The sequence below is a fragment of the Streptomyces sp. NPDC050704 genome, from assembly GCF_040654355.1.
Classification (GTDB): Bacteria; Actinomycetota; Actinomycetes; order Streptomycetales; family Streptomycetaceae; genus Streptomyces.
The window spans coordinates 62,346-87,792 of the sequence record NZ_JBFAHW010000025.1; the positions used below are offsets into that span (position 1 = coordinate 62,346).

Sequence of the window (25,447 nt, forward strand, 5' to 3'; positions counted from 1 at the left end):
CGGGGGAGGTTCTCTTGTCCACCACCGAAACCGCCGCGAACGCACCGACACCGGCCGAGGAACCCGGGCTCAAGCGGGTCCTCGGTCCCAGGCTGCTGATCCTCTTCGTGATCGGCGACATCCTCGGGACCGGCATCTACGCCACCACCGGCAGCGTCGCCGGGAAGGTCGGCGGGGCGTTGTGGCTGCCGTTCGTCATCGGCTTCGTCGTGGCGATCCTGACGGCGGCCTCGTACGTCGAGCTCGTCGGCAAGTATCCACAGGCGGCCGGAGCGGCTCTCTACGCGCAGAAGGCGTTCAAGGTCCCCTTCTTCACCTTCATCATCGCGTTCATGGTGATGTGCTCGGGCCTGTCGTCCGCGAGCGCGGCGGCCCGGGCCTTCAGCGGTGACTACCTGGCCGAGCTGACCGGCGACGCGCTGCCGCCGACGCTCATCGCGATCTGCTTCATCCTCGCCCTCGCGGCCCTGAACCTGCGGGGCGTGTCGGAGTCCGTGAAGACGAACGTGGTCCTGACCCTGGTCGAGCTGACGGGCCTGCTGATCATCCTCGGCATCGGCGCGTACGCCGTGGTGACGGGTGACGGGGAGCCGTCCCGGCTGGGCGAGTTCGAGGCGAGCGGCTCCGGATACGCCCTGATGACCGGGGTGTTGGGGGCGACCGCGCTGGGCTTCTTCGCCTTCGTGGGCTTCGAGGACTCGGTGAACATGGCCGAGGAGACGAAGGATCCCCAACGCACCTTCCCACGGGCGATCTTCATCGGCGTGGCCGTGACGGGCACGATCTACGTCCTGGTGGCGCTGGTCTCGTCCCTCCTCGTGGACTACAAGGTGCTGGAGGGTTCGAGCGGCCCGCTCCTGGAGGTCGTGAAGGCGGGCGGCGTCGACTTCCCGCACAAACTCTTCGCGCTCATCGCCCTGTTCGCCGTCACCAACTCCGCGCTGATCAACATCATGATGGCCTCGCGGCTCTGCTACGGCATGGCCAACGAACGCATCCTGCCCCGCGGCATGGGCCGCGTCCTGCGCCGCCGCCGCACGCCCGTGGTCGGCATCGTCTTCGTGACGATCCTCGCGATCGGCCTGGTCTCGACGGGCGAGATCGAAGGCCTGGGCGACACCACGGCGTTCCTCCTGCTCTGCGTCTTCGCCGTGGTCAACGTGGCGGTCCTGGTCCTGCGCCGCGACCCGGTCGACCACACCCACTTCCGCACCCCGACCGCACTGCCGGTCCTCGGCGCCATCACGGCCCTCATCCTCGCCAGCCCCCTCGCCGACCGCCCGGCGGACGTCTACATCCGCGCGGGCGTACTCCTGGCGATCGGAGTGGGCCTGTGGGCGGTGAACAAGCTGGTGCTCCGGGTCCGAAGCGAGGACTGAGACAGCCCGCGGTGGCCCGCCCCACTCATTCGTCTCATGTGCCTCACTCGTCTCATGAGACTCACTCGGCCACTCGACCCATTCGACCCACTCGGCAGCAGCCGCCGACGGCGCGAACCCCCACAGGAAACCCGCACCGGCTCGACACGCCCGAACGGGCGGTGCGGGTGGGAAAACACACCACCCACAACCCGCACCCGCCCCCCCCCTACACCAGCACACCACCCCGACGCCGCGCCCCACCAGGCGCGGCGTCGCCGGCCGCGATGCCCGTGGTGCGGTAGGCCTTGACCCGCTCACCCGCAGGGACCCCCGCACCCCGGCCGAGCCAGTCGACACGCACCCACACGAGCGAGTCGGCGGCCCGCTCCAGCCGCCCGACCCACGCCGCCTTGAGACGCAGTCCCACCCCGGCCCCGGCGAGCAGCATCCCCCCGGCCGCCGGTACGGCGAACGCACTGCCCAGCGCGCCCACGAAGGCGAGGAGCAGCCACCACCGGTGCCCGCGACGCCAGTTACGTACGGTCACCGCCCGGTCCTGAAGCAGGTCCTGCTTCCCGGCACGCGCGGACGCACCGACGAGCTCCGCGTACCGCTTGCGCCGCACCAGAACCACCACCGCCGCCACGATCAGGAACAGCGCGGCCCCCGTCATCACCCCGATCCGCCTGCCGGTCACCCCCGGCACCAGCACCCCGATCCCCGCCGCGAACACCCCGAGCCACCACAACGGTGCCGACCCGGCCCGTACGACGACGGCCACCCGAGCCAGTCCCTGCCCTCCGCGCGCCACGTTCCGCCTCCTCGCCGACGCATTCTTTTGGAGCAGCAGATTAGCGAGCGAAGCTGAGACAAGTCTGAGAGCCGACGAACCCTGTTACTCCCCTACGACTCCACTACTCCACTACTCCACTACTCCACGAAGAGGCTGCGCGCCGCCGCCCGCGCGTCGAACTCCTCCAACCGCGCCTGCGCGTCCGGCAGCCCGTCGCACATCGCCTCCAGCAGCACCCGCCCGAGCAGCATCGGCGCACAGGCCGTGTCGAAGGCGAGCCCGGTGCCGACGGCGGCCGGCAGCAGCAGGTCGGACGCCTTGGCGACCGGGGCGAACGCCGAGTCCGCGACCGTGACGACGGTCAGCCCGGCCTGTTTCGCGTACATCAGCGTGTCCACCACCTCGCGCGGGTGCCGGGGCAGCGCGAAGCAGAGCAGGGTGCTGGCCCCGGCCCGCACGGCCGCGTCGATCCGGTCGTGGATCATCGTGCCGCCCTCGTGCAGCAGCCGTACGTCCGGATGGACCTTCGCGGCGAAGTACGCGAAGCCGTACGCCTGGGCGGCGGCCGCGCGCAGCCCGAGCACGGGCAGCGGGCGCGAGGCGGCGAGCAGCCGTCCGGCCCGTTCCACCGGTCGCGGGTCCGCCAGGACGGAGGCGAGATGGCGCAGGTTCTCGATCTCGGCCTCGACGGCCTGCTGGTACTCGTTGTACGAGGCGGTGTCCGTGGCCGGCTCGGCGGGCGCGACCTCGCGCAGGTGCTTGCGCAGGGCCGGATAGCCGTCGAAGCCGAGGGCTACGGCGAAGCGGGTGACGGACGGCTGGCTGACGCCGGCGAGTTCGGCGAGCTCCACGCTCGACAGAAACGGCACGTCGGCGGCCCGCCGCACCATGCTGTGCGCGATGCGCCGCTGGGTGGGGGTCAGCCGGTGCCCCTCGAAGAGCGCCTGCAGACGTGCGGCAGCGCTGTCGGTCACCCTCGTGTTCCCGTCCACGCTCGCCTCTCCGTCCACACCCATGGTTCTGCCCACCCCCACAGTCCCGTCCACGTCTACGTTCATGGCCCCGTCCCCGCCTCGGTCCCCGTCCCCGTCCCCGTTCATGGTCCCGTCGACGTCCACCCCCATGATCCCGTCCATCCTCATGCCGTGCTCCCCCTCCAGATGTCCGTGAACCGGTCGAGCAGTGCGGCCGCCGCCGTGACGTCGTCCGTGAGCGGGCGGTCGGTCGGGTCCGCGTCGAGTACCGACTCGGCAAGTTCCAGCGCCCGGGCCACCGGGAGCTCAGGGTCCGGGCGCAGCTCGCGCTGGCGCAACGCCCGTACGGCGGCGACGAGTTCGCAGCCGGCGACGAGACGGTACGCGGCGCACGCGCGCAGCGTCTGACGTGCGGCGAGCGAGGCGAAGCTCGCCTGCTCCTCGACGCCCCGGGAGAGTACAGCGTGGCCGAGCGAGGCGGGTGCGGAGAAGGCCCGAAGATCGCCGAGGGCGGCGCCGGCGGCGTACTCCAGGATCATCACGCCCGAGGAGGCGGCCTCGTGGTCGGCGAGGAAGGGGCGCAGCCGGGTGTAGGCGGGTTCGTTCAGGGTCGAGAGCCGCGAGGTCGACAGGCGGGCCACCTGGGTGACGGCGAGCCTGAAGTGGTCGAGCGCGAGGGCGAGTTGGGCCTGGTAGAAGCCGCCGTGGTGGTACGCGGCCATGTCCTCGGGGCAGATCAGCGGGTTCTCGGCGGCCGCGTTGATCTCGACGGCGAGGACCTCCTCCAGGGCGTCGGCCGCGTCCTGTGCCGGCCCGTGGATCTGGGGCAGACACCGGAACCCGTACGGATCCTGGATCCGCCCGAGCGGCGGTGTCGGACGATCCGCCGCCCCGATCAGCTCCCGCATGCGCCGCGCCACCTCGGTCGACCCCCGGTGCGGCCGCGCGGCGTGCACGGGCGCCGCGTACGCCTCGTGCGACCCGTCCACCGCGAGCAACGACAGCGCGGCGACGACCTGGGTGGCCCCGATGAGCCCCCGCAACTCGTGCAGCGCGAGCGCGGCCTGCCCGAGCGTCAGGGCGTTGCTGCTGATGAGAGCCAGCGCGTCGTTGTTGTCGAGGGGCTGGGGCTCGGGCGCCCGCACGCCCGCCGACGAACCCGTACCCGTACCCGTACCCGTACCAACACCAACCGACGCGCCCGCACCCCGCCAGGGATGCTCCCCGGCCAGCGCCAGCCCCATCTGCGCCAGTGCCGCGATATCCCCCGTCCCCACCGAGCCGAACTCGTTCACGACGGGGTACGCCCCGGTCTCCAGCGCCTCGCACAGCGCCGTGACCACGGTCGGGCGCAGCCCGGCGCCACCGGCGAGGAGCTGGTTGGCCCGTACGGCGAGCATCGCGCGCACCTCCCGGGCGGGCAGTTCCGCGCCGATCGCACCGGCGTGGCTGCGCAGCAGTCGCAGGCCGTGGTCGGCGGCCGCCTCGGTCGGCACGTCCTCGTTCCGGTTGGCGCCGACCCCCGTCGAGCGGCCGTAGACACGCCCTGTGGCGGCCATCTGGCGGGCCGCGTCCCAGGATTCCTCGACGCGTTTCATCGCCTCGGTGCCCGGGACCGGCCGTGCGGCTCCGTCGGCGAGCCGCACGACGTCGGTGACGCCGATGCTGCACCCGTCGAGGACCACAAGACCCGGCGTGACGACAGCCGGTACGTCCACGACCCGAGACGACATCACGCGCAAACACCTCTCAATCTGGACATCCCTTCTCGCCTGCCGGTCATCCGTAACCAGTCGCCCACCCCGGAGCATTGACAACCTATTCAGACACCGAGAACTCTGCATGACGATATGCAGGACAGGCAAGGGACGCCTCATGATCCAGTTCGACTGGGAGCGGCACGTGAAAATGAGAGCGTGATCGTGGAGCGCGATCAGACCGTCGCGAACCCCAGCACCAGCGGTGCCACGGAGAAGAGCATGATGGCGGCCGGGGTGCTGCTTCCCTTCTTGTCGCCTGCACGGAGGTGCGTGATCACGGCGCCCAGGAAGTACAGGACGACACCGATCGCCGCCGCGATGCCCAGCGGCCGGTAGGCGATACCGGCGAGCAGCCCCAGAGCGCCGGCGATCTTGACCAGGCCGAGCGGCAGGAACCAGCTGTCGGGCACCCCGAGCACCTTGAGCCCCTCGGTGATCTTCGGGTCGCGGGTGATGTCGGGACGAGCGGAGAAGATCAGCACCAGGGACAGCACGACAGCGAGGACGGCATAGGCGATGAACACGGCAGAACTCCGGAGGGAGAAGGGGACCGTCGATCGGTCCAGGAATCAGGAGTCAGGAATAGGTCAGCGTGCGGCGCCTGTGAGGAGGGCCGGGAAGTTGATCCTGGCGGTCTGCAGTTTGGGGTCGTGGGGCTCGGGGACGCCGCCGTCGGTGATGTACAGCCGGTCGCCGCGGACCGCGGTGGCGGAGGGTGAGGCGAGTCCGTCCGCGCTGGTCAGGACGGGCTTGTAGGTGCCGTTGGGGTAGATGACCACGACCCGGTCCGGGCCGTTCTGCGAGGAGGAGCCGTTCTGCGCGGCGAAGACCACGTCGGAGTGGGGGGTCAGGAAGCTGAGGTCGTCGATGTTGGGCAGGCCGCCCGCGATCTGGCGGATGGAACCGGGCGTGCCGGCGGGGGTGACCGGGATCTGCAGCAGGGTTCCCTTGTTGAAGTTGGTGGCCCACAGGGCGCCGTTGTGGAACCTGAGCCCGTTGGCGCCGATCGGCAGGGCTTCGGTGGGCACCGGTGCGAGCGCGGTGTCGGTCAGCCACGGGGTCGCGGCTCCGCCCGCGACCGGGACGGACCAGATGGTGCCCTTGAGGCTGTCGGCGATGTAGAGGGTGCGTCCGGCCGCGTCGATGGCCAGTCCGTTGGGGCCGGAGTCTGCGGGCAGCGCGGCGATGCGCTGCGGGCTGCCGTCCGGAAGCAGCTTGTACACGCCGTTCCTGGCCGCGTTGCCCGGGGCCCACAACGCGTAGTAGACGGTGCCGTCGCTGCCTCGGGTGTTGCCGCTGATCGCCTCGCCCACCTGCCCGGTGACCAGCACCGTGCGCTCGCCGGACGGGGAGATACGCATCAGCTGCGGCCCGTGGGTGCGCTCGCACACCGCGCAACTGCCGAGCAGGGACAGGGTCACCGACCCGTTGGGGTTGACGGTGATGTTCTCGGGGATCTCGCCGGCGGCGTAGTCGAACTTCGCCACGGTCCGTACGTCGGTGACGACGGAACCGCGATAGGCGTGTCCCGAGGGGCCTGCCCCTGCGGACGCGGACGGCGCCGAGACCAGGACGGCAGCCGTCGCGGTGAGGGCCAGCGCGATACCGGCGTTTCTCTTCACAAGACGCCGTGCGCCCGACGCACTGTGCCGGGCCGTGTGCTGGTGCTGCTGCATGACTCTCCTCGGTACATCAACGGGTGACTGATCAAACGAGTGATTGGACAAGGGACTTTCGGCGGCATCGGAGATACCGGGTACGGCGGGAACATGCGGTCCGCATCGCCGCCCTTGGAACCGGAGCCGGAGCCGGACCGGGATGGCACCGGGCCGGAATGTCGGGTCTCGGGAAACGCGGGGTGCGGGACACGGCGTAGCGCGCTGACGCGGCCGACGCTACGAAGGAAGCGAGGAAAGCGGATCCGTCACCGTGTCCGTCAAGGTTCGGCCTGGTGTCGTCGAACTCGGGTTGCCGGCAGTGACTCCGGCGACAGCAGACCATTAAGCTTTCAAGCAAATGGACCTATACGGACGGCGCCATGAGCAGGCAGCCCTTGATGAAATCCTTGACACTGCTCGTCAGGGCGACGCGGAAGTCCTGACGCTGTGGGGTGAACCCGGCATCGGTAAGACTGCCCTGCTCGAATACGTGGCCGAGTCGGCCGCCGCGGACTTCACCGTCTTGAGATGTCGCGGTACTCGTCTTGAGTCGGGGCTGGCCTTCGCCGCGCTGCACGAATTGCTGTGGCCGGTGACGGACCGGATCAGCACCCTCTCCGAGCCGCAGGCCAACGCCCTGAACGGGGCGCTCGGCATCAGCGGCGACGGGGCGGACCCGTTCCTGATCAGCGTGGCGGTGCTGACGCTCGTCGGCGAGCTGGCCGGGGAACGGCCGGTGCTCATCATCGCCGACGACGCCCAGTGGCTGGACGAGCCGTCCGCACAGTGCCTGGCCTTCGTCGCCCGCCGACTGCGCGACGAGCCCGTGGCCATGCTCCTGACCGGCCACGACGAGCCCGTCGAGGGCCCCTGGGAGAAGCTGCCGGCCCTGGAGGTCCGAGAGCTGGGCGACGCGGACGCCCGGCTGCTGGCCCGTGCCGTCGCCCCGCACGCGGACGAGGCGGTGCTCCGCCGCACGGTCCGCGCGGCGGCCGGCAATCCCCTCGCCCTCCAGGAACTGCCCACCTCCCTGGCGGCCGACGACACCTCGGCGCACCCGCTCGCCGGGGAGCAGATCGCGGTGGGGCCCCGGCTGCGCCGTGCCTTCCGGGCCCGCATCGAGCAGCTGTCCGCGCCCGCCCGCACCGCGCTGCTGCTCGCCGCCGCCGAGGACCGCAGCGATCGCAGCACCGTGCGCCAGGCCGGTGCTGTGCTCGGCCTCGACTCGGCCGCCTGGGACCAGGCGCTGCACTCGGGCCTGCTCACCACCCGCGCGGACGGCCGGATCCGCTTTCGCCACCCGCTGATGGCGGCGGTGGTCTACGAGGAGGCGCTCCCCACGCACCGTCAGGCGGTTCACCATGCGCTCGCCTCCGTGCTGACCGGGGAGCACGCCGACGAGCTGCGCCCCTGGCACCTGGCCGCGGCGGTGGAAGCCGCGGGCCGACTGGACGAGGAGGTGGCCCGGCTGCTGGAGGACTCGGCCCACCGCTCCTGGGCGCGCGGCGGCTGCGGCACGGCCGCCCGTGCCCTGCGGCGGGCAGCGGCACTGTCCCCGGCCACCGACGACGCGGCCAGACGGCTGGCGCACGGCGCCCGGGCGGCCTGGGAGGCCGGCCACGTCGACGTGGCCCGGGACATGCTGGCGCGCGCCGAACGGATCTCCTCCGCCGCCACCGTCGCGGACCTCAGTCGGGGACTGCGCGGGCTGATCGAGTTCGCGCACGGCGATCTGGACACCGCCTGCCGCCAGCTGACCCGGGACATGGAACGGGTGACCGATCCCGGACAGGCGCTCCGGCTCGGCAGCATGGCGCTGCGGGCGGCCTGGGCGGCCAGCCACGACGCCCTGCAGCGCGAGGCGCTCCAACGGCTCGAACAGCGCCTCCCGCAAGGACTCCCGCCGGGCGACTTCCCCAACGCCGACCTGCTGCCGCTGCTGCGCCAGTGGTGGACGCAGGAACCGGACGGCGGCGGCGCCGGCGACCACGAGCGGCGCGACCAGGTGGTGGTCCCCGGCGCCGACATCCTCACCCGGCTCAGCGGCGGTTCCTGGCTCCTGATGCCGCCGGCACCGCTGGCGGTGGCCTGGGGCATCGAGTCCGCCCTGCACGAGGCGCTCCGCCGCGAGATCGACACGCTGCGGCACACCGACCAGGTCACCGCCCTGACCCAGGCACTGGCCCAGACCGTGGCGCTCGACATCGCGCACGGCTCCTGGACCTCGGCCCAGGCGAACGCCCTGGAAGGGCTCCAGGTGGCCGAGGGGACCGGCGACGACCACCTGGCGGCACAGTGCCGCGCCGGTATCGGATGGCTGGCAGCCGCGCGAGGCGAGGAGCGGACCGTCGCGGACTTCGCCGCCCGGTTCATCGAGGTCTGGGTGCCGCGTGGGGTATTCGTCTTCAGCTCCGGCGCGGAGTGGAACCTGGGCATGTCAGCGCTCTTCGCCGGCCGGGCCGAGGAGGCGCTGGACCGCCTGATCCGGCTGAGCGAGCACGGGCACCATGCGTCGAACGCCACCATCGCGGTGCTGGCCGCCCTGGACACCGCCGAGGCCGCGGTCCAGGCCGGGCAGCGGGCGACGGCCGAGGACCAGGCGCGGCTGCTGCGGCGGTGGGCCGAGCGGACCAACGCGCCCTGGGCGGTCTCCGCCACACACCTGGTCCAGGCCCTGCTGGCGTCGGGGGCGGATGCGGAGAAGCAGTTCCGGCTCGCGCTGGAGGTCCCCGGAGCCCAGGCGCGGCCCTTCAACTACGCCCGCACCCGCCTGCTGTACGGCGAGTGGCTGCGGCGGGCCGGCCGCCGTACCGCCGCCCGGACCCAGCTGACCGAAGCCGCCGAAACCTTCCGGCGACTGGACGCGGCGCCCCTGCTCGCCCGAACCCGGGCCGAACAGGAACTGACCGGTCAGCAACCGCGCCGCGACCCGGGACCGGCCCGGGACACCGCGGCCCTCCTCACGGCGCAGGAGCTGAGAGTCGCCCGGCTGGCCGCGCAGGGGCTCACCAACCGGGAGATCGGGGCACAGCTGCTGATCAGCCCCCGCACGGTGGCCCATCACCTGGCCAACGTGTTCCCCAAACTCGGCATCGCCTCGCGCGCCGACCTCGCACGCATCGACTTCGAGGACGGGCTGCGTCTGATCGGCTGACCGGCCGCGTTCGGGGACGGACCGGGCGGCCCGGTGTCGGCCGAGTAGGGCGCAGCCCAGCGCGGACAGGGGGGCTAACCCCCGTGCCAATCGGCGCTCGGCTGCCTACGGTAAGAACCATGACCGGTATGGAAGCCCGCGACGCCGAACTCAAGAAGGAACTCGACGCCACCTTGCACGCGCGCAAGGAACTGGGCGAGGAGTACGAGTCCGCGCTGGTCGACTCGTTCCTGGAAAAGGTCGAGCAGCGCCTGGACGGCGCGGTCGACCGCCGGGTGCGCCGCCAGCTCGCGGAACAGCAGATGGTGGTGGCCCGGGGCACGCGCTCCCCGCAGGGATCCTCCGATTCCTTCGGCGAACGTTTCGGCTTCGGGATCGTCTCGCTGGTCCTCGCCGTTCCCCTGTCCGCGATCGGCGGCGGAGTCGCCGACCTGCCCGGCCTTCTGGTGGCCTGGGCGGGCATCGTGGGGGTCAACGTGGTCCAGGCCGCGCGCAACACCCCGGACCTCTTCGGCAGGCGCAAACACAAGTCGGACTCGGACTGGGAAGAATGACGTTCCTTGACACAAAGGACACAAAGAAGGGCCCGACACCTCACGGTGCCGGGCCCTTCGTAAGCATTGCGCGGGAACCGCCGCACCCCCCGTTGCCGGGAGGGCGGGACGACGGCGGTCCCCGCGAGGGACGCGGGCCGGGTCAGGGCCTGGCTGGCGCGTCCTAGGCGTCCATGGAGGTCCGGGAGCCGCTCCGGAGGTCCTTGGCGCCGTTTTGGTGCCGGCCGGGGCGGGGAGCCGCTCCCGCCCTTGCCGACAACCACCAATGTGCCGGACCCGTGTTAAGCGTGTGCTGCGCGGACGTGACGCGCTCGTACCACTTCCACGAAGATCCTGGTTGATCACTCGCGCCGGAAGTTTCCCCCCGGCGCGAGCAGTTCACCGGAAGTTCCTACTGCAGCCCACCCTTGGCCAGGAAGGACAACAGGTCCTGCCGGCTGACAACCCCCGTGGGTTTGCCCTCGACGAGGACGATCGCCGCGTCGTGGGCGCCGAGCACGGACATCAGGTCGCCCACCGGCTCACCGGAGCCGACCTGCGGCAGCGGCGCCGACATGTGCTTCTCCAGCGGGTCGGAGAGCGAGGCCCGCTGGGTGAACAGCGCCTGGAGCAGCTCCCGTTCGACGACGGAGCCCACGACCTCGGCGGCCATCACGTCCGGGTGTCCCGCGCCGGGCTTCACGATCGGCATCTGCGAGACGCCGTACTCGCGCAGCACCTCGATGGCCTCGCCGACCGTCTCGTCCGGGTGCATGTGGACGAGCTGGGGGATGGAGCCGCCCGCCTTGTCACTGAGGACGTCACCGACACGGGCGCTGGGCCCGGTGTCCTCCAGGAAGCCGTAGTCGGCCATCCACTCGTCGTTGAAGATCTTGCTGAGGTACCCGCGCCCGCTGTCGGGCAGGAGCACGACCACGACGTCGTCCGGCCCGAGCCGCTCGGCGACCCGCAGTGCGGCCACGACGGCCATCCCGCAGGAGCCGCCGACCAGCAGCCCTTCCTCCTTCGCGAGCCGCCGGGTCATCTGGAAGGAGTCCTTGTCGGACACGGCGACGATCTCGTCGGCGACGGTCCGGTCGTAGGCGGTGGGCCAGAAGTCCTCGCCCACACCCTCCACGAGATACGGCCGCCCGGAGCCCCCGGAGTACACGGACCCCTCGGGGTCGGCGCCGACGACCTGGACCTTCCCGTCACTGGCGTCCTTCAGGTACCGGCCGGTCCCCGAGATGGTCCCGCCGGTGCCCACACCGGTCACGAAGTGGGTGATCCGCCCCTCCGTCTGCTCCCACAGCTCGGGGCCGGTGGAGTGATAGTGCGAGAGGGGGTTGTGGGGGTTGGAGTACTGGTCGGGCTTCCAGGCCCCCGGGGTCTCCCGCACCAGCCGGTCGGAGACGTTGTAGTACGAGTCGGGGTGCTCGGGGTCGACGGCCGTCGGGCAGACGACGACCTCGGCCCCGTACGCCCGCAGCACGTTGATCTTGTCGGTGCTCACCTTGTCGGGGCACACGAAGATGCACTTGTACCCCTTCTGCTGCGCGACGATCGCGAGGCCCACACCGGTGTTCCCACTGGTCGGCTCGACGATCGTGCCCCCTGGCTTGAGCGCGCCGCTCTCCTCCGCGGCCTCGATCATGCGCAGGGCGATGCGGTCCTTCACGGAGCCGCCGGGGTTGAAGTACTCGACCTTCGCGAGGACGGTCGCCTGGATGCCGGCGGTCACGCTGTTGAGCCTCACCAGCGGGGTGTTGCCGACGAGACTGATCATCGAGTCGTGGAATTGCACCGTTGTCTCCGGAGCTGAGAAAGAAGTGGTCGGGCTGATTCCGTCAGCGTAAGCCCCGTCCAGGTCGTTCACGCGCAGTTGAGATTGGGCTACGGCCTGTACGGGGCAAGCACTGGTTGTACGGCTACGAGGAGGTGGCGGCAGCGCATGACGAGCTTGTCGAGGGCGAGGGTGGCCCGGCGGATCGCCGCGGGCGCGGCGTACGGCGGCGGCGGGATCGGGCTGCTGGGCGCGGCGACCATCGGTGTGGTGCTGGCCGAGGTGCAGCTGGCGAAGCGGACGGTGGGCAACGGGCACAGTCCCCATCCGCCCAGCGCGGACGGACTGTACGGGCATGGGTACGCCGGCGCCGGGGAACCGCTGCGTCTGACGATGCTCGGCGACTCCACCGCCGCCGGGCAGGGTGTGCACCGGGCCCGGCAGACGCCGGGCGCCCTCCTCGCCTCCGGGCTCGCGGCGGTGGCCGAGCGTCCGGTGCGGTTGCGGAACGTGGCGTTGCCCGGCGCCCAGTCGGACGACCTGGACCGCCAGGTCGCGCTGGTTCTCGGGGACCCGGGCAGGGTCCCCGACGTATGCGTGATCATGGTCGGCGCGAATGACGTGACGCACCGGATGCCCGCGACGCGGTCGGTCCGTCATCTCTCCGCCGCGGTACGCCGACTGCGCACCGCGGGTACCGAGGTGGTCGTCGGGACCTGCCCCGACCTGGGCACCCTTGAGCCCGTCCAGCAGCCGCTGCGCTGGCTGGCCCGGCGGGCCTCGCGTCAGCTGGCGGCGGCCCAGACCATCGGTACGGTCGAGCAGGGCGGGCGGACGGTGTCCCTCGGTGACCTGCTCGGCCCCGAGTTCCTGGCGAACCCGCGCGAGCTCTTCGGCCCCGACAACTACCACCCCTCGGCGGAGGGGTACGCCACCGCCGCGATGGCGGTGCTGCCCACGGTCTGCGCCGCGCTCGGGCTCTGGCCGGCCGAGGAGGAGCGGCCGGACGTGTCCCGTCGCGAGGGGTTCCTGCCGGTGGCACGGGCCGCCGCGGAGGCCGCGTCGGAGCCGGGCACGGAGGTCACGGCCGCCATGCCCACGGGGCCTCGGGGCCCGTGGGCCCTCCTCAAGCGCCGCCGGCGCCGGCGGGTCCCGGCGACGGACCCGACGCCGGCGTCTGCGCCCGCGCCGTAGCAGTGGGGTGTGATGCCGGGTGCGGGTCCACTGTGGCTGGTCGCGCAGTTCCCCGCGCCCCTGAGGGGGCGGGGCTGCGCCCCTGCCCCCTCAGCCCGTCCGGCGTTTGAGGACGAGGCCGTTCAGGCCGAAAAGCGGGGGCCTGGGGGCGGAGCCCCCAGGGATGGGACGGGTAGGGGCGGCGGGGGCGAGGAAAGCGTGAGGCGGGCAGGCGCCGGGTACCCGCGGGACGCAATCCCGCGCCCGCCCTGGAGGTCACCCCATGCCGCCCGAGTTCGTACCCGTGTCCCACCGAACCACCGACGTCGACGGCGTCGAGGTCTTCTACCGGGAGGCGGGCGCCCCGGACGCCCCCGCCGTCCTGCTGCCACACGGCTACCCGTCCTCGTCGTTCCAGTACCGCACCCTGCTTCCCCTGCTCGGCGACCGCTGGCGGCTGATCGCCCCGGACTTCCCCGGCTTCGGCTACAGCGAGACACCCGCCCCCGACCGCTTCGACTACTCGTTCGCGGGCTACGCCCAGTTCCTGGAGCGGTTCACCGAGGTACTGGGCCTGCGCCGCTATGCGCTGTACCTCTTCGACTACGGCTCCCAGGCGGGCTTCCAGCTGGCCGTGAAGCACCCGGAGCAGGTCGTGGCCCTGATCATCCAGAACGGCGACGCGTACGAGGAGACGCTCGGGCCCAAGTACGCGGCACTGAAGGAGTACTGGGCCGACCCGACTCCCGCCCGCCGGGCCGCACTCGCCGAGGCGGTCACCGAGCGCGGGCTCCGCGAGGAGGTCATCGGCGAAGTGCCCGCGCACCTGGCCGAGTTGATCAGCCCCGATCTGTGGGAGCTGTCCTGGCCCGTCCTCGGCCGCTCCCCCAACCGCGAGATCATGGTGGACCTGTTCGCCGACATCAGGAACAGCGTGGCCCGGTTCCCGGAGTACCAGGCCTACCTGCGCGGGACCCAGCCGCCCACACTCATCGCCTGGGGCCCGCATGACGGCTACATGCCCGAGGAGTCGGCGCGCGCCTACCTCACCGACGTCCCGGACGCCGAGCTGCACATCATCGAGGACGCCGGTCACTGGGCACTGGAGACCCACCTGCACGAGATCACCGGGCTGATGAGGGAGTTCCTCGGCCGCGTGCACTCTTGAGGCCGGACAACGCCCACCCTTGAGGCCAGGAAAAAGCAAGCGCTTGGAAAGTGCGGCCCGAGTCACACACCCACACCCGTGACCCTGCCCATACGTACGGGTAACTTCCCACAGAGGTCCGACCACCACCCGTAACGCCAATGGAGCCGTCATGCCGGAAGCCGTAATCGTCTCGACCGCCCGCTCCCCGATCGGCCGCGCAGGCAAGGGCTCCCTCAAGGACCTGCGCCCCGACGACATCACCGCCACCATCATCCAGGCGGCACTGGCCAAGGTCCCGGAGCTCGACCCCAAGGACATCGACGACCTGATGCTCGGCTGCGGCCTCCCGGGCGGCGAGCAGGGCTACAACCTCGGCCGCATCGTCGCCGTGCAGATGGGCATGGACCACCTCCCGGGCTGCACCATCACCCGTTACTGCTCCTCGTCCCTCCAGACGACGCGCATGGCCCTGCACGCCATCAAGGCGGGCGAGGGCGACGTCTTCATCTCGGCCGGCGTCGAGATGGTGTCCCGCTTCGCGAAGGGCAGCTCCGACGGTCTTCCGGACACGCACAACCCGCTCTTCGCCGAGGCCGAGGCCCGCACCGCCGAGGTCGCCGCCAGCGAAGGCTCGTCCTGGCACGACCCGCGCGAGGACGGTCTCGTCCCCGACCCGTACATCTCGATGGGCCAGACCGCGGAGAACCTCGCCCGCATCAAGGGCGTCACCCGCCAGGACATGGACGAGTTCGGTGTCCGCTCGCAGAACCTCGCCGAGGAAGCCATCAAGAACGGCTTCTGGGAGCGCGAGATCACCCCGGTGACGACCCCCGACGGGACGGTAGTCAGCAAGGACGACGGCCCGCGCGCCGGCGTCACCATGGAGGGCGTCGCGGGCCTCAAGCCCGTCTTCCGCCCCGACGGCATGGTCACGGCGGGCAACTGCTGCCCGCTGAACGACGGCGCCGCCGCCCTCGTGATCATGTCCGACACGAAGGCCCGCGAGCTCGGTCTGACCCCGCTGGCCCGGATCGTCTCGACCGGCGTCACCGGCCTCTCCCCCGAGATCATGGGCCTCGGCCCGGTGGAGGCGTCGAAGCAGGCCCTGGGCCGCGCCGGACTGACCGTCGACGACATCGACCTCTTCGAGATCAACGAGGCGTTCGCCGCCCAGGTGATCCCCTCCTACCGCGACCTGAACATCCCGCTGGAGAAGCTGAACGTGAACGGCGGCGCCATCGCGGTCGGCCACCCCTTCGGCATGACCGGCGCCCGCATCACCGGCACGCTCATCAACGGCCTCCAGTTCCACGACAAGCAGTTCGGCCTGGAGACGATGTGCGTCGGCGGCGGCCAGGGCATGGCGATGGTCATCGAGCGCCTCAGCTGAAGTCTCCGACCTCGCCCCTCTACACCCGTACCAGTCACCACAGTTGAACCCAGCGTGACCGAATCGGCCCGGAGCCCGGTAACCACCGGGCCTCTGGGCCGATTCGTGATCCAATCTCCCCCAGGATGTGACCTATCTCCCTCTGAAGAGCGATTTACGCAGGTCAGAGCCGTTACGCAACCAAACCCCGGGCCCAAAGTCCTGTCCTATTCGTGACGTTACGCACTGACAGCTGGTTAGTCCGCCCTTCAAGCTGATGTAGGAAGTCGGGGGTCGACTTTGAACCGGGAGTACGTCAGTGAGCACCATGCCTCTTGCTCTGCTGCTCGCCACAGCCACCATGACCACGGCCGTGGGCGTCGCCGTTCTGCGCACCCTGCAGGCGCTGCGCCGACAGGTCGCGGCGCTGCACACCGAACTCGCCGCGAGCCGCGCCACGGCCGTGCGCGGCCTCGTGCCCGCCGCCCGCTCCACCGCGGACACCGACGAGATACGCGCTGCGGTGGCCGAGGCGCTCGCCGAGGAGCGGGAGCGGGAGCTCGCCGAGGCGCGTGCCTTCTGGGCCGCCCAGGAGGCACGTGACGCCTCTGACGCCCCCACGCTGCTCGGCCTGCCGGACAGCGAACTGTTCCTGCCGCGCCAGTCGGACTTCGCGGGCCTGGAACACCTGGAGCCGGTGACCGAGCCGCACTCCGACGCCGACGAGTTCGCCGCCGACTCCGCCGAACTGGCCGCGGCCCGCCGCCGCCACCCCTCGCACCCCGATTTCGTACCGGTCCAGTCACCCGTCGTGAACGACCACGAGCGCACGGTGTCCTGCCTGGAGGAACTGGCCGAGTCCCGCACGGAACTCACCGACGTACGCCCCGGACCGCTCGGCACCCTCGACGTCTACGTCTTCGCCGACGGCACCACGCTCTGCATGACCCCCGGCCACCGCGAAACCGCCGAACAACTGGCCGCGGCCCTCCGAGCAGGCGAAACCCCGACCCTCCTCGGCGGCTCCGGCGTCTCAGGCGCCTACGCCCTGACCTTCCAGTGCGGCAAGGAGAACGTCTACATCCTGGCGGACAGGGTCATAGCGTCCCTGTAGAAGCACCCCGCACACGAGCGCCCCATAAGGGGCGCGGGGAACTGCGCGATCAGCCACAACGCACCCGCAGCCGCCAACGAACGCTCAAACCCCCGCCCTCTTCTGCGCCTCCTCCACCAGCCGCACAGCCTCCACAACCTGATCCTCGGTCTTCAGTACGAGCGCCAGATCATGCACAGCCACAGTGATCTGATCCGCGGCCGCGAACATCCCCACGTCCGGCATCTCACGCGGCTCCACCGAGGGCTCCTCCAGACACTGGGCACGCAGCGCAAACTCCCTGGCCAGCGCCAGCGCCTCGGCGGCAGCACCCCGCTGCAGGCGACTCTGCGGCGCCGCCCGCAACCGATCGGCGAAATGGTCCACGGCCCGCGTCAAAGGCGTCGTATCAAGCACCCGCCGACCCTACGCGCCCCACCTGGACTGTTGCCAACAGGCCAACGCTCAGGCACGGTGACTTGAAGGACCGGCTTACATCCCATGCGTCCGGAGGCGCCGATGTCCCAAGTCTTCTCCGAGGAGACCCACCGCAATCTGCTCGCCCGCATCCCCCACTGCACCGGTCGTGAGATCTCCGACTGGCTGCGCACCGTCGACGAAGGCCCCTCGCTCTTCCGCTTCGAGGAGAAGGTCAGCTGGCTCCGCGCCGAGCACGACCTCGCGTACGGCCACGCCAAAGCCATCATTCACGAGTACGACCTGAGGAGGGCCGCGCGCAAACTGCTCTGAAGCGCGCACCAGGGACAGCACATCGCCAGACGACGAAGGGCCCGCGAACCAGAGTTCGCGGACCCTTCAGGCACTACGGGGCCGACTAGTCGTTACCGCTGAAGATGGCGACCAGGCGGAGCATCTCCAGGTAGATCCACACGAGGCTCATGGTCAGGCCGAACGCGGCCAGCCAGGACTCCTCGCGCGGCGCGCCGTAGGCGATACCGTCCTCGATCTGCTTGAAGTCGAGGGTCAGGAAGAACGCACCCAGGACGATCGCGAGGATGCCGACGATCGCGCCGAGCGGGCCCATGCTGCGCAGCCCGCCGTCATCGGCGACACCGAAGACGACCAGCAGCAGGTTGACCGCCATGACCAGGACGAAGGCGATCGCGATGGCCATGCCGATGCGTGCGTACCGTGCGGTGACACGGATCCAGCCCGCCTTGTAGATGAGCAGGGTGGCGCCGGAGACCGCCATGGTGCCGAGCACGGCCTGGAAGGGCGCGCCGGACCACCTGCTGTTGAACATCTCGCTGATCACACCGAGGAAGACGCCCTCGAAGGCCGCGTACGCCAGGATCAGCGCGGGCGAGGCCTTGCGCTTGAAGGACTGGACCAGCGCGAAGACCATCGCGATGAGCGCGGAGCCGATGGCCAGGCCGAAGCTGGTCGACGTGACCGGCAGCAGGACCCAGGCGAGGACGGCACCGACGGTGACCGTGCCGAGTGTCAGGGCCGAGCGCGCGACGACGTCGTCCATCGTCATGCGGCCGGCGGCGGGCGGGGCCTGCGGCGGTGCTCCGTGCTGCAGGTCCTGCGGGGCGTACGGGTTCTGAGCGTAAGGATTCTGCGCGTACGGGTTGCCGCCCTGCGGGGCGTTCGGGGTGCCCTGTGCGTACGGGTTCCCCTGCGTTCCGACAGCGGGGCTCCCGGCCTGCGGCGCCGCGTTGAACCCCGCGTAGCCGTTGTCGCGGCTGAAGCCCCGTCGCGAGAAGACCGGGTTGCTGCTCCTCATTTCACTCCTCCATGGCCACCCTGCGTGGCCTTGGCTCAAGAGTAATGGGTAGGCAAAAGAATGCCTCTAGTGCCTGGGGAGGATCTTTCCTCTCTTGTGACCGGGAACGCCAGCTTCCAACCCGGCATTCCCAGCACCGTTACAACGCCGGTACCGCCCGCTCCGGTTCCCCCGTCCGTGCGGCCGTTTCCGGTCGATCAGTCGAACGGGAAGCCCGTGTACCCCTCGGCGAGGTCCTGCTCGGCCGAGCGTGCCGCGGCGATCCGCGCCAGGCGGGCGAGCTGGATGCGGTCCTCGAAGGGCGTGGCGTCGGGCGAGCGGTGCAGCAGCGTCGTCATGTCGTACGAGAACCGCTCGGCCTGCCACACCCGCCGCAGGCAGGTCTCGGAGTAGGCGTCGAGCCACTCGGCGGACCCGGTCTCCTTCTCCTGGACCAGCGCCCGCGCGAAGGTCACGACGTCCCCGACGGCGAGGTTCAGCCCCTTGGCTCCCGTGGGCGGCACGATGTGAGCGGCGTCCCCGGCGAGGAAGAGCCGCCCGTGCCGCATCGGCTCGTGGACGTAACTCCGCATAGGAGTGACGGACTTCTGAGTGATCGGCCCCCTCCGCAGCCGCCAGTCGTCATCGGTCTCGAAGCGCCGCTCCAGCTCGTCCCAGATCTCCTCGTCGCCCCACGCCTCCGCGTCCGTACCCTCGGGCACCTGGAGGTAGAGCCGCGAGACGGACGGCGAGCGCATGGACAGCAGGGCGAAGCCGCGGTCGTGGCGGGCGTAGACGAGCTCGTCGTGCGAGGGCGGCACGTCGGCGAGGATGCCGAGCCAGCCGAAGGGGTACGTCCGCTCGAAGACCTTGGTGAGCTCCTCTGGAATCGCCCCCCGTGCCACACCCCAGAACCCGTCGCACCCGACGACGTACTCACACTCCAGTTCGTCCTCCTGCCCCGCATGCCGGAAGCGCACCCGCGGACTGTCACTGTCCACGCCCTCGACGGCCAGCGCCTCCGCCTCGAAGAGCAGCGGGCCGCCCTCCTTGAGCTGGAGCGCGATGAGGTCCTTGCACACCTCGGTCTGCGCGTAGACCATCACGGACCGGCCACCGGTGAGCCCGGGGAAGTCGATCCGATGCCGCCGCCGGTCGAACCGCAGCTCGATGCCGTCGTGCCGCAGTCCCTCGCGGTCCATGCGTTCGCCCGCTCCCGCGGCCCGCAGGACGTCCACGGTCCCCTGCTCAAGAATCCCGGCCCGCTGCCGCTGCTCCACATAGGCGCGGTCGCGGCTCTCCAGCACGACGGAGTCGATCCCCGCGTTGTGCAGCAACCGCGCCAGCAGCAGCCCGGCCGGCCCGGCCCCGATGATCCCGACGGTGGTACGCATCGGCACGCCCCTTAACGCTCTCACGTTCGCACAGTGAAATTTTATTCACCATTCTCCACCCGAGTCTCCGCCGAGGCGAACCCACTGTCAACGGTCGAGCGACGCCCCCTGCCGGGCACTTCACTTGATGGCGGGCGACTTCACCTGTTCGACCGTTTCATGCGCATACGTACGCCATGAAGCGAAGGGAGGGGCCACGCGCTCCCGGGGTGCACCTGCCCCAGGAAAGCAGTACGGCACCTCCCCGCCGTTTTGGCAGGTAAGGCGCCATAAAGGAGGAGGTGCCCGGAACCGGACTTGAACCGGTACGCCCGCGAGGGGCAGCGAGGTTTAAGCTCGCCGTGTCTGCATTCCACCATCCGGGCAGGCCATGGGCTCCGCGTCCCGTGTTCCGAGCCTATCGGGACACATCCCCCGAACAGCGGAAGGGCGGACCGATGTTGTCTTATTTTATTGACGTCTGAGGGTGCATCAGCCCACGGTACGCGCCATACGCACTTGCCAACTGCCCTCCGGGCCCAGTTGGACGGCGTATAGGGAATGACGTGATTTCACCGCCCGAACGAGCGTCAGCTGACGAACCGTCGCCGATCCCCCCTCAGGGGCGGGCCTCATACCCAGGTATGACACGGGCGTGCGCAGTCCGACCCGAGAGTGTCTTCAGAACCGGAACAACGGGTGACTACAGGGCGCCGATCGGCGTCGACGATGGAACAACAAAGCCGTCCCCACTCGTCGTCCCGACAAGGAGCCCTCTCCGTGACCACCACACCCTTCGCCGCCCGGACCACCACGGTGGCCGCCCGCGCCACGGAACTGTCGAAGGTCTACGGGCAGGGCGAGACCCAGGTGATCGCCCTCGACCGGGTCTCCGTCGACTTCCGGCAGGCCGAGTTCACCGCGATCATGGGCCCCTCCGGGTCCGGCAAGTCCACGCTGATGCACTGTGTGGCGGGCCTGGACACCTTCTCCTCCGGCTCGGTCCGGATCGGCGACACCGAACTCGGCTCCCTCAAGGACAAGCAGCTCACCAAGCTGCGCCGGGACAAGATCGGCTTCATCTTCCAGGCGTTCAACCTCCTGCCGACCCTCACGGCCCTGGAGAACATCACCCTTCCGATGGACATCGCGGGCCGCAAGCCGGACAAGGAGTGGCTGAACAAGGTGATCGGCATGGTGGGCCTGGCCGACCGGCTCTCCCACCGTCCCACCGAGCTCTCCGGCGGCCAGCAGCAGCGCGTCGCCGTGGCCCGTGCGCTGGCGTCCCGCCCGGACATCATCTTCGGCGACGAGCCCACCGGAAACCTGGACTCGCGCTCGGGTGCCGAGGTGCTGGGCTTCCTCCGCAACTCCGTACGGGAGATGGGGCAGACCGTCGTCATGGTCACCCACGACCCGGTGGCCGCGGCGTACGCGGACCGCGTGATCTTCCTGGCCGACGGGCGGATCGTCGACGAGATGCTCTCGCCGACCGCCGACGGCGTCCTCGACCGGATGAAGGACTTCGACGCCAAGGGCCGTACGAGCTAGCCGACAACACGCCCTCGCACCCCGCCGCGTCTCGTCCCGCCTCCTCCTCCACCAGGACAGAAACCCATGTTCCGTACCGCCCTGCGCAACGTCCTCGCGCACAAGGCCAGGCTGTTGATGACCGTGCTCGCCGTCATGCTCGGCGTCGCCTTCGTCTCCGGCACCCTGGTCTTCACCGACACCTTCGGCAACGCCTACAAGAACAAGTCGGCGAAGAGCTTCGACCACGTCTCGGTCGCCATACAGCCCGAAGGCGGCTCCTCCTACGGGTCCGGTGACGACGGCGAGGCCAAGACGCCGCCGCGGCTGACCGACGCCCTCCTGAAGAAGACCGAGAACCTGCCTGGCGCCGACTCGGCGATCGGCGGCGTCATGGACTTCACCGCACTCGCCGACAAGGACGGCAAGCTCGTCGGCGGCGACTGGGGCACCTCCGGCGCCAACTACTACCCCGGCAAGGACGGCAAGGACCCCCGCTACGACTTCACCGAGGGCGCGGCACCCAAGTCCGCCGGTGACATCGCGCTCGACTCCAGGACCGCCGGACGCACCGGCTACAAGGTCGGCGACACTGTCCGCTACTCCACCGACGGACCGGTGAGGCAGGCGAAAATCAGCGGCGTCTTCGACACCGAGTCCGGCAGCGTCCTCGCGGGCGGCAGCCTGGTGGTGTTCGACAACGACACCGCCATGAAGGTCCTCGGCAAGAGCCAGTACGACGAGATCGACGTGAAGGCCGCCGCGGGCACCTCCGAGACGGCCCTGAAGAGCTCGGTCGAGAAGATCCTGCCGAAGGAGACGGTCGCCCTCTCCGGTGCCCAGCTCTCCGCCGACCAGGAGGCGATGATCGAGGAGCAGACCAGTGCGATGAGCCAGGTCCTGCTCATCTTCGCGGGAATCGCCCTGTTCGTCGGTATCTTCATCATCGCCAACACCTTCACCATGCTGGTCGCCCAGCGCACCAAGGAGCTGGCGCTGATGCGCGCCATCGGCGCCTCGCGCCGCCAGGTGACGCGCTCCGTGCTCATCGAGGCGTTCCTCGTGGGCCTGGCGGCCGCGGTGACCGGCTTCGCGCTCGGCATCGGCGTGGCCATGGGCCTGGAGTCCCTGATGAACTCCGCGGGCGCCTCCCTGCCCGACGGGCCGCTCGTCATCGCCCCGACCACGATCGTCGTCGCGCTGGTCATCGGCGTGGTCGTGACCATGCTGGCCGCCTGGCTGCCGGGCCGCCGCGCCGCGAAGATCCCGCCGGTCGCCGCGATGAACAGCGTCCACGCGACGCCGACCACGCGCGGTCTCGTCGTCCGCAACACCATCGGCTCGATCATCGTCGCCCTCGGCACGGTCATGCTGTTCATGGACGACAACTACGTGAAGGCCGGCGGCGCCGGAGTGATCCTGGTCGGTGTCATCGTCCTCACGCCGCTCCTGTCGCGCCCGTTCATCGCCGCGTCGGCCCCGCTCCTGAAGCCGTTCGGCGTCACGGGCAAGCTGTCCCGGCTCAACGCGGTGCGCAACCCGCGCCGCACGGCCTCCACCGCCTCGGCCCTGATGATCGGCCTGACCCTCATCACGGCGATGACGGTGGTCGCGACCTCCATGGGCAGCGCCATCAACAAGATGGCCGCGGACTCCCTGAAGGCCGACTACACCGTCTCCATGGCGAACTACCAGCCGCTGGCCCCCGAGGTCCGCGAGAAGCTGGACAAGCTCCCCGACGTCGAGGCGAGCAGCCCGTTGCGCCCGGCCTACGGCGAGCTCGGCGACTCGTACACCGAGGTCTCCGGCGTCGACGAGAAGGCCTTCGGCAAGCTGGTGAGCCTCGACTTCACCAGCGGCTCCCTCGCGAACCTGACCGGCGCCTCCACGCTGGTCGACAAGGAGACCGCGGACAAGGAGGGCCTGAAGACGGGTGACACCGTCCCGGTGAAGTTCGACGACGGCAAGACAGCCCGGCTGAAGGTCGTCGGCGTCTACGAGCAGAACGAGATGATCAACGGTCTGTTCGCGCCGCTCGCCGTGGTCGACCCGCACCTGTCGAAGGTCACCGATCAGCAGGTCATGGTGAAGATGAAGGACGGTGTCTCCGACCGGGCCGAGGACGCCATCGTCAAGGCCCTGGGCGACAACCCCGCCATCAAGATCCAGGACAAGAACGCGATCAACAACGAGATCGCCGGCGCGATCAACCTGATGCTGAACATGCTCTACGGCCTCCTGGCGATGGCCATCCTGATCGCCGTCCTCGGTGTCATCAACACCCTGGCCATGTCGGTCTTCGAGCGGAAGCACGAGATCGGCATGATGCGGGCCATCGGTCTCGACCGCGCGAAGGTCAAGCAGATGGTGCGCCTGGAGGCGATCATCATCTCCCTGTTCGGTGCGGTGCTCGGCATCGGTCTCGGCCTCTTCATGGGCTGGGTGGCGGGCGACAGCATCTCCGGCACGGTGAAGACGTACACCATGGAGATCCCGTTCGGCCGAATCGCCGTCTTCCTCTGCATCGCGGGCCTGGTCGGCGTCCTCGCGGCGATGTGGCCGGCGCGCAGCGCGGCGAAGCTGAACCCGCTCATGGCGATCAAGAGCGAGTAGTTCCTGGCGGTGCGCACAGGAGTTGGGGCCCCGGACGAGCGTCGTCCGGGGCCCCACTCACGTACGGCCTACCGCCAGGAGCGGGCGCGCAGCGGCATCCCCGAGGTGCCGGTGTCCGGGGTCTTCACCGCCAGCACCTGGTTGACCCCGATGCGGTTGCGCTCGAAGGCGAGCGCCGAGGCGGCCATGTAGAGGAGCCAGACGCGGGCCCGGCCGGGGCTGGTGAACCGGATCGCGGCCGGCCAGTCCGCCTGCAGGTTGGCGACCCAGCGGCGCAGCGTGAGCGCGTAGTGCTCGCGGATCGACTCGACGTCACGCACCTCGAACCCGGCGCTTTCGAGCTGGGTCACGGTCCCGCCGATCGGCGCGAGCTCGCCGTCCGGGAAGACGTACGCGTCGATGAACTCGTCGACCTCGTACCTCGTCTCGTCGCGCCAAGGACGGCGGCCGATCTGATGGTTGAGCAGCCGTCCGCCCGGCTTCAGGAGGCCGAACAGGTCCCGCGCGTAGTCCAGGTAGCGGTCGCTGCCGACGTGTTCGGCCATGCCGATGGAGGAGATCGCGTCGTACGGGCCGTCGGTGACGTCCCGGTAGTCCTGGACGCGGATCTCGACCCGGTCGGTGAGTCCTTCGCCTGCGACACGCTTACGGGCGTACGCGGCCTGTTCCTGGGAAAGCGTGACGCCGACGACGCTCACGCCGTGCTCGCGGGCCGCGTGGATGGCCATCGAGCCCCAGCCGCAGCCGACGTCGAGCAGCCGCATGCCCGGCTTCAGGTCCAGCTTGCGGGCGATGAGTTCGAGCTTGTCGCGCTGGGCGTCCTCCAGGGCCCCTTCCGGAGACTCCCAGTAGGCGCACGAGTAGACCATCGACGGTCCGAGGACCAGCTCGTAGAAGTCGTTGCCGACGTCGTAGTGATGGCTGATCGCGCGTCTGTCGCTGCGCTTGGTGTGCAGGTGGGTGCGTCTGCGGACCTCCTCGCGGGGCGGGGCGGGCGGCAGCGGGGGCCCGGCCATCTTCACGAGTCCGCGCACCGCGGCCCGTACGTCGGGATCGCGCAGGGCCTCGCCGAGGGTCCTGGCGTCCTCACCGCGCTCCCACACCAGCGCGGCCATCGCCTCCAGGGCGGCGTAGAGGTCGCCGTCCACCGTCAGGTCTCCGGCGACCCAGGCCCGGGCCATCCCCAGTTCGCCCGGTTTCCACAGCAGCCGGCGCAGGGCACGGCGATTTCGTACGACGAGTGCGGGGGCGTCGGGCGGGCCCGACTCCGAACCGTCCCAGGCGCGGATCCGCACCGGGATCGGTGACCCCTGCAACTGCTCCAACAGCGCCTTCAGCCTCAGCGCCGCGTCCGGCATGACGCACACCTCCGTGACGACGGGTCCACAAACTCCAACACCA

At 70.2% G+C, this 25,447-nt stretch carries 20 protein-coding genes and 1 tRNA gene; 10 read left to right on the top strand and 11 right to left on the bottom strand.

Going from position 1 to position 25,447, the window contains the following annotated elements:
• The first annotated feature begins 14 nt into the window (after window positions 1-14).
• Window positions 15-1,379 (top strand): APC family permease, encoded by a 1,365-nt coding sequence (locus tag AB0I18_RS17270; RefSeq protein WP_363106316.1) that lies wholly within the window; start codon window positions 15-17, stop codon window positions 1,377-1,379.
• Between the two features lie 208 nt (window positions 1,380-1,587).
• Here the strand turns inward: AB0I18_RS17270 and AB0I18_RS17275 are convergent, their stop codons facing one another.
• The 5 genes from AB0I18_RS17275 to AB0I18_RS17295 form a co-directional block, all read right to left on the bottom strand.
• Window positions 1,588-2,172: a hypothetical protein gene (locus AB0I18_RS17275; protein ID WP_363106317.1), complete on the bottom strand. Its 585-nt coding sequence runs from the start codon at window positions 2,170-2,172 to the stop codon at window positions 1,588-1,590.
• Between the two features lie 119 nt (window positions 2,173-2,291).
• On the bottom strand, window positions 2,292-3,170 hold the full coding sequence (locus AB0I18_RS17280) for a MurR/RpiR family transcriptional regulator (RefSeq protein ID WP_363106362.1): 879 nt from the start codon (window positions 3,168-3,170) through the stop codon (window positions 2,292-2,294).
• Between the two features lie 122 nt (window positions 3,171-3,292).
• Window positions 3,293-4,861: an aromatic amino acid ammonia-lyase gene (locus AB0I18_RS17285; RefSeq protein ID WP_363106363.1), complete on the bottom strand. Its 1,569-nt coding sequence runs from the start codon at window positions 4,859-4,861 to the stop codon at window positions 3,293-3,295.
• Window positions 4,862-5,061: 200 nt separating this feature from the next.
• On the bottom strand, window positions 5,062-5,412 hold the full coding sequence (locus AB0I18_RS17290) for a DoxX family protein (RefSeq protein WP_363106318.1): 351 nt from the start codon (window positions 5,410-5,412) through the stop codon (window positions 5,062-5,064).
• 63 nt (window positions 5,413-5,475) lie between these two features.
• Window positions 5,476-6,564, bottom strand: a complete 1,089-nt coding sequence (locus AB0I18_RS17295; RefSeq protein WP_363106319.1) for a hypothetical protein — start codon at window positions 6,562-6,564, stop codon at window positions 5,476-5,478.
• 340 nt (window positions 6,565-6,904) lie between these two features.
• Between AB0I18_RS17295 and AB0I18_RS17300 the strand changes: the two genes are divergently transcribed.
• Window positions 6,905-9,700 carry an AAA family ATPase gene (locus AB0I18_RS17300; protein WP_363106320.1) on the top strand — a complete coding sequence of 932 codons (2,796 nt, stop codon included), beginning with the start codon at window positions 6,905-6,907 and terminating at the stop codon, window positions 9,698-9,700.
• A gap of 128 nt (window positions 9,701-9,828) precedes the next feature.
• Window positions 9,829-10,254: a hypothetical protein gene (locus AB0I18_RS17305; RefSeq protein WP_363106364.1), complete on the top strand. Its 426-nt coding sequence runs from the start codon at window positions 9,829-9,831 to the stop codon at window positions 10,252-10,254.
• A gap of 391 nt (window positions 10,255-10,645) precedes the next feature.
• On the opposite strand, the gene AB0I18_RS17310 is transcribed toward AB0I18_RS17305, so the two are convergent.
• Entirely contained in the window at window positions 10,646-12,037 is a 1,392-nt protein-coding gene (locus tag AB0I18_RS17310) for a cystathionine beta-synthase (RefSeq protein ID WP_363106321.1), read from the bottom strand.
• A gap of 147 nt (window positions 12,038-12,184) precedes the next feature.
• Here AB0I18_RS17310 and AB0I18_RS17315 point away from each other — a divergent pair, with 147 nt between their 5' ends.
• The 4 genes from AB0I18_RS17315 (at window position 12,185) to AB0I18_RS17330 (ending at window position 16,822) form a co-directional block, all read left to right on the top strand.
• On the top strand, window positions 12,185-13,210 hold the full coding sequence (locus tag AB0I18_RS17315; RefSeq protein WP_363106322.1) for an SGNH/GDSL hydrolase family protein: 1,026 nt from the start codon (window positions 12,185-12,187) through the stop codon (window positions 13,208-13,210).
• A gap of 262 nt (window positions 13,211-13,472) precedes the next feature.
• On the top strand, window positions 13,473-14,357 hold the full coding sequence (locus tag AB0I18_RS17320) for an alpha/beta hydrolase (RefSeq protein WP_363106323.1): 885 nt from the start codon (window positions 13,473-13,475) through the stop codon (window positions 14,355-14,357).
• A 151-nt stretch (window positions 14,358-14,508) separates the two neighbouring features.
• The gene (locus AB0I18_RS17325) at window positions 14,509-15,729 is read left to right on the top strand and encodes an acetyl-CoA C-acetyltransferase (RefSeq protein WP_363106324.1); all 1,221 of its coding nucleotides are present in this window, start codon (window positions 14,509-14,511) and stop codon (window positions 15,727-15,729) included.
• 307 nt (window positions 15,730-16,036) lie between these two features.
• The gene (locus AB0I18_RS17330; RefSeq protein ID WP_363106365.1) at window positions 16,037-16,822 is read left to right on the top strand and encodes a hypothetical protein; all 786 of its coding nucleotides are present in this window, start codon (window positions 16,037-16,039) and stop codon (window positions 16,820-16,822) included.
• A gap of 84 nt (window positions 16,823-16,906) precedes the next feature.
• Here AB0I18_RS17330 and AB0I18_RS17335 read toward each other — a convergent pair whose 3' ends face one another.
• A complete protein-coding gene (locus tag AB0I18_RS17335; RefSeq protein ID WP_363106325.1) occupies window positions 16,907-17,218 on the bottom strand; it encodes a hypothetical protein in 312 nt (103 codons plus the stop codon).
• A gap of 102 nt (window positions 17,219-17,320) precedes the next feature.
• Between AB0I18_RS17335 and AB0I18_RS17340 the strand changes: the two genes are divergently transcribed.
• Window positions 17,321-17,551 (top strand): DUF4287 domain-containing protein, encoded by a 231-nt coding sequence (locus AB0I18_RS17340; protein ID WP_363106326.1) that lies wholly within the window; start codon window positions 17,321-17,323, stop codon window positions 17,549-17,551.
• An 85-nt stretch (window positions 17,552-17,636) separates the two neighbouring features.
• Here AB0I18_RS17340 and AB0I18_RS17345 read toward each other — a convergent pair whose 3' ends face one another.
• The 3 genes from AB0I18_RS17345 to AB0I18_RS17355 all read right to left on the bottom strand — a co-directional run bounded on the left by AB0I18_RS17345 (window position 17,637) and on the right by AB0I18_RS17355 (window position 20,289).
• Complete coding sequence (locus AB0I18_RS17345) at window positions 17,637-18,551, bottom strand: Bax inhibitor-1/YccA family protein (RefSeq protein WP_363106327.1); 915 nt, start codon at window positions 18,549-18,551, stop codon at window positions 17,637-17,639.
• A gap of 197 nt (window positions 18,552-18,748) precedes the next feature.
• Window positions 18,749-19,924, bottom strand: coding sequence for a 4-hydroxybenzoate 3-monooxygenase (locus tag AB0I18_RS17350; RefSeq protein ID WP_363106328.1), 1,176 nt, complete (start codon window positions 19,922-19,924; stop codon window positions 18,749-18,751).
• A 282-nt stretch (window positions 19,925-20,206) separates the two neighbouring features.
• Window positions 20,207-20,289: transfer RNA gene (locus AB0I18_RS17355), tRNA-Leu, on the bottom strand.
• Between the two features lie 394 nt (window positions 20,290-20,683).
• Between AB0I18_RS17355 and AB0I18_RS17360 the strand changes: the two genes are divergently transcribed.
• Window positions 20,684-21,454 (top strand): ABC transporter ATP-binding protein, encoded by a 771-nt coding sequence (locus tag AB0I18_RS17360; RefSeq protein ID WP_363106329.1) that lies wholly within the window; start codon window positions 20,684-20,686, stop codon window positions 21,452-21,454.
• 66 nt (window positions 21,455-21,520) lie between these two features.
• Window positions 21,521-24,046, top strand: coding sequence for an FtsX-like permease family protein (locus AB0I18_RS17365; RefSeq protein ID WP_363106330.1), 2,526 nt, complete (start codon window positions 21,521-21,523; stop codon window positions 24,044-24,046).
• A 68-nt stretch (window positions 24,047-24,114) separates the two neighbouring features.
• Here the strand turns inward: AB0I18_RS17365 and AB0I18_RS17370 are convergent, their stop codons facing one another.
• Window positions 24,115-25,404: a class I SAM-dependent methyltransferase gene (locus tag AB0I18_RS17370; RefSeq protein ID WP_363106331.1), complete on the bottom strand. Its 1,290-nt coding sequence runs from the start codon at window positions 25,402-25,404 to the stop codon at window positions 24,115-24,117.
• Window positions 25,405-25,447: the final 43 nt, after the last annotated feature.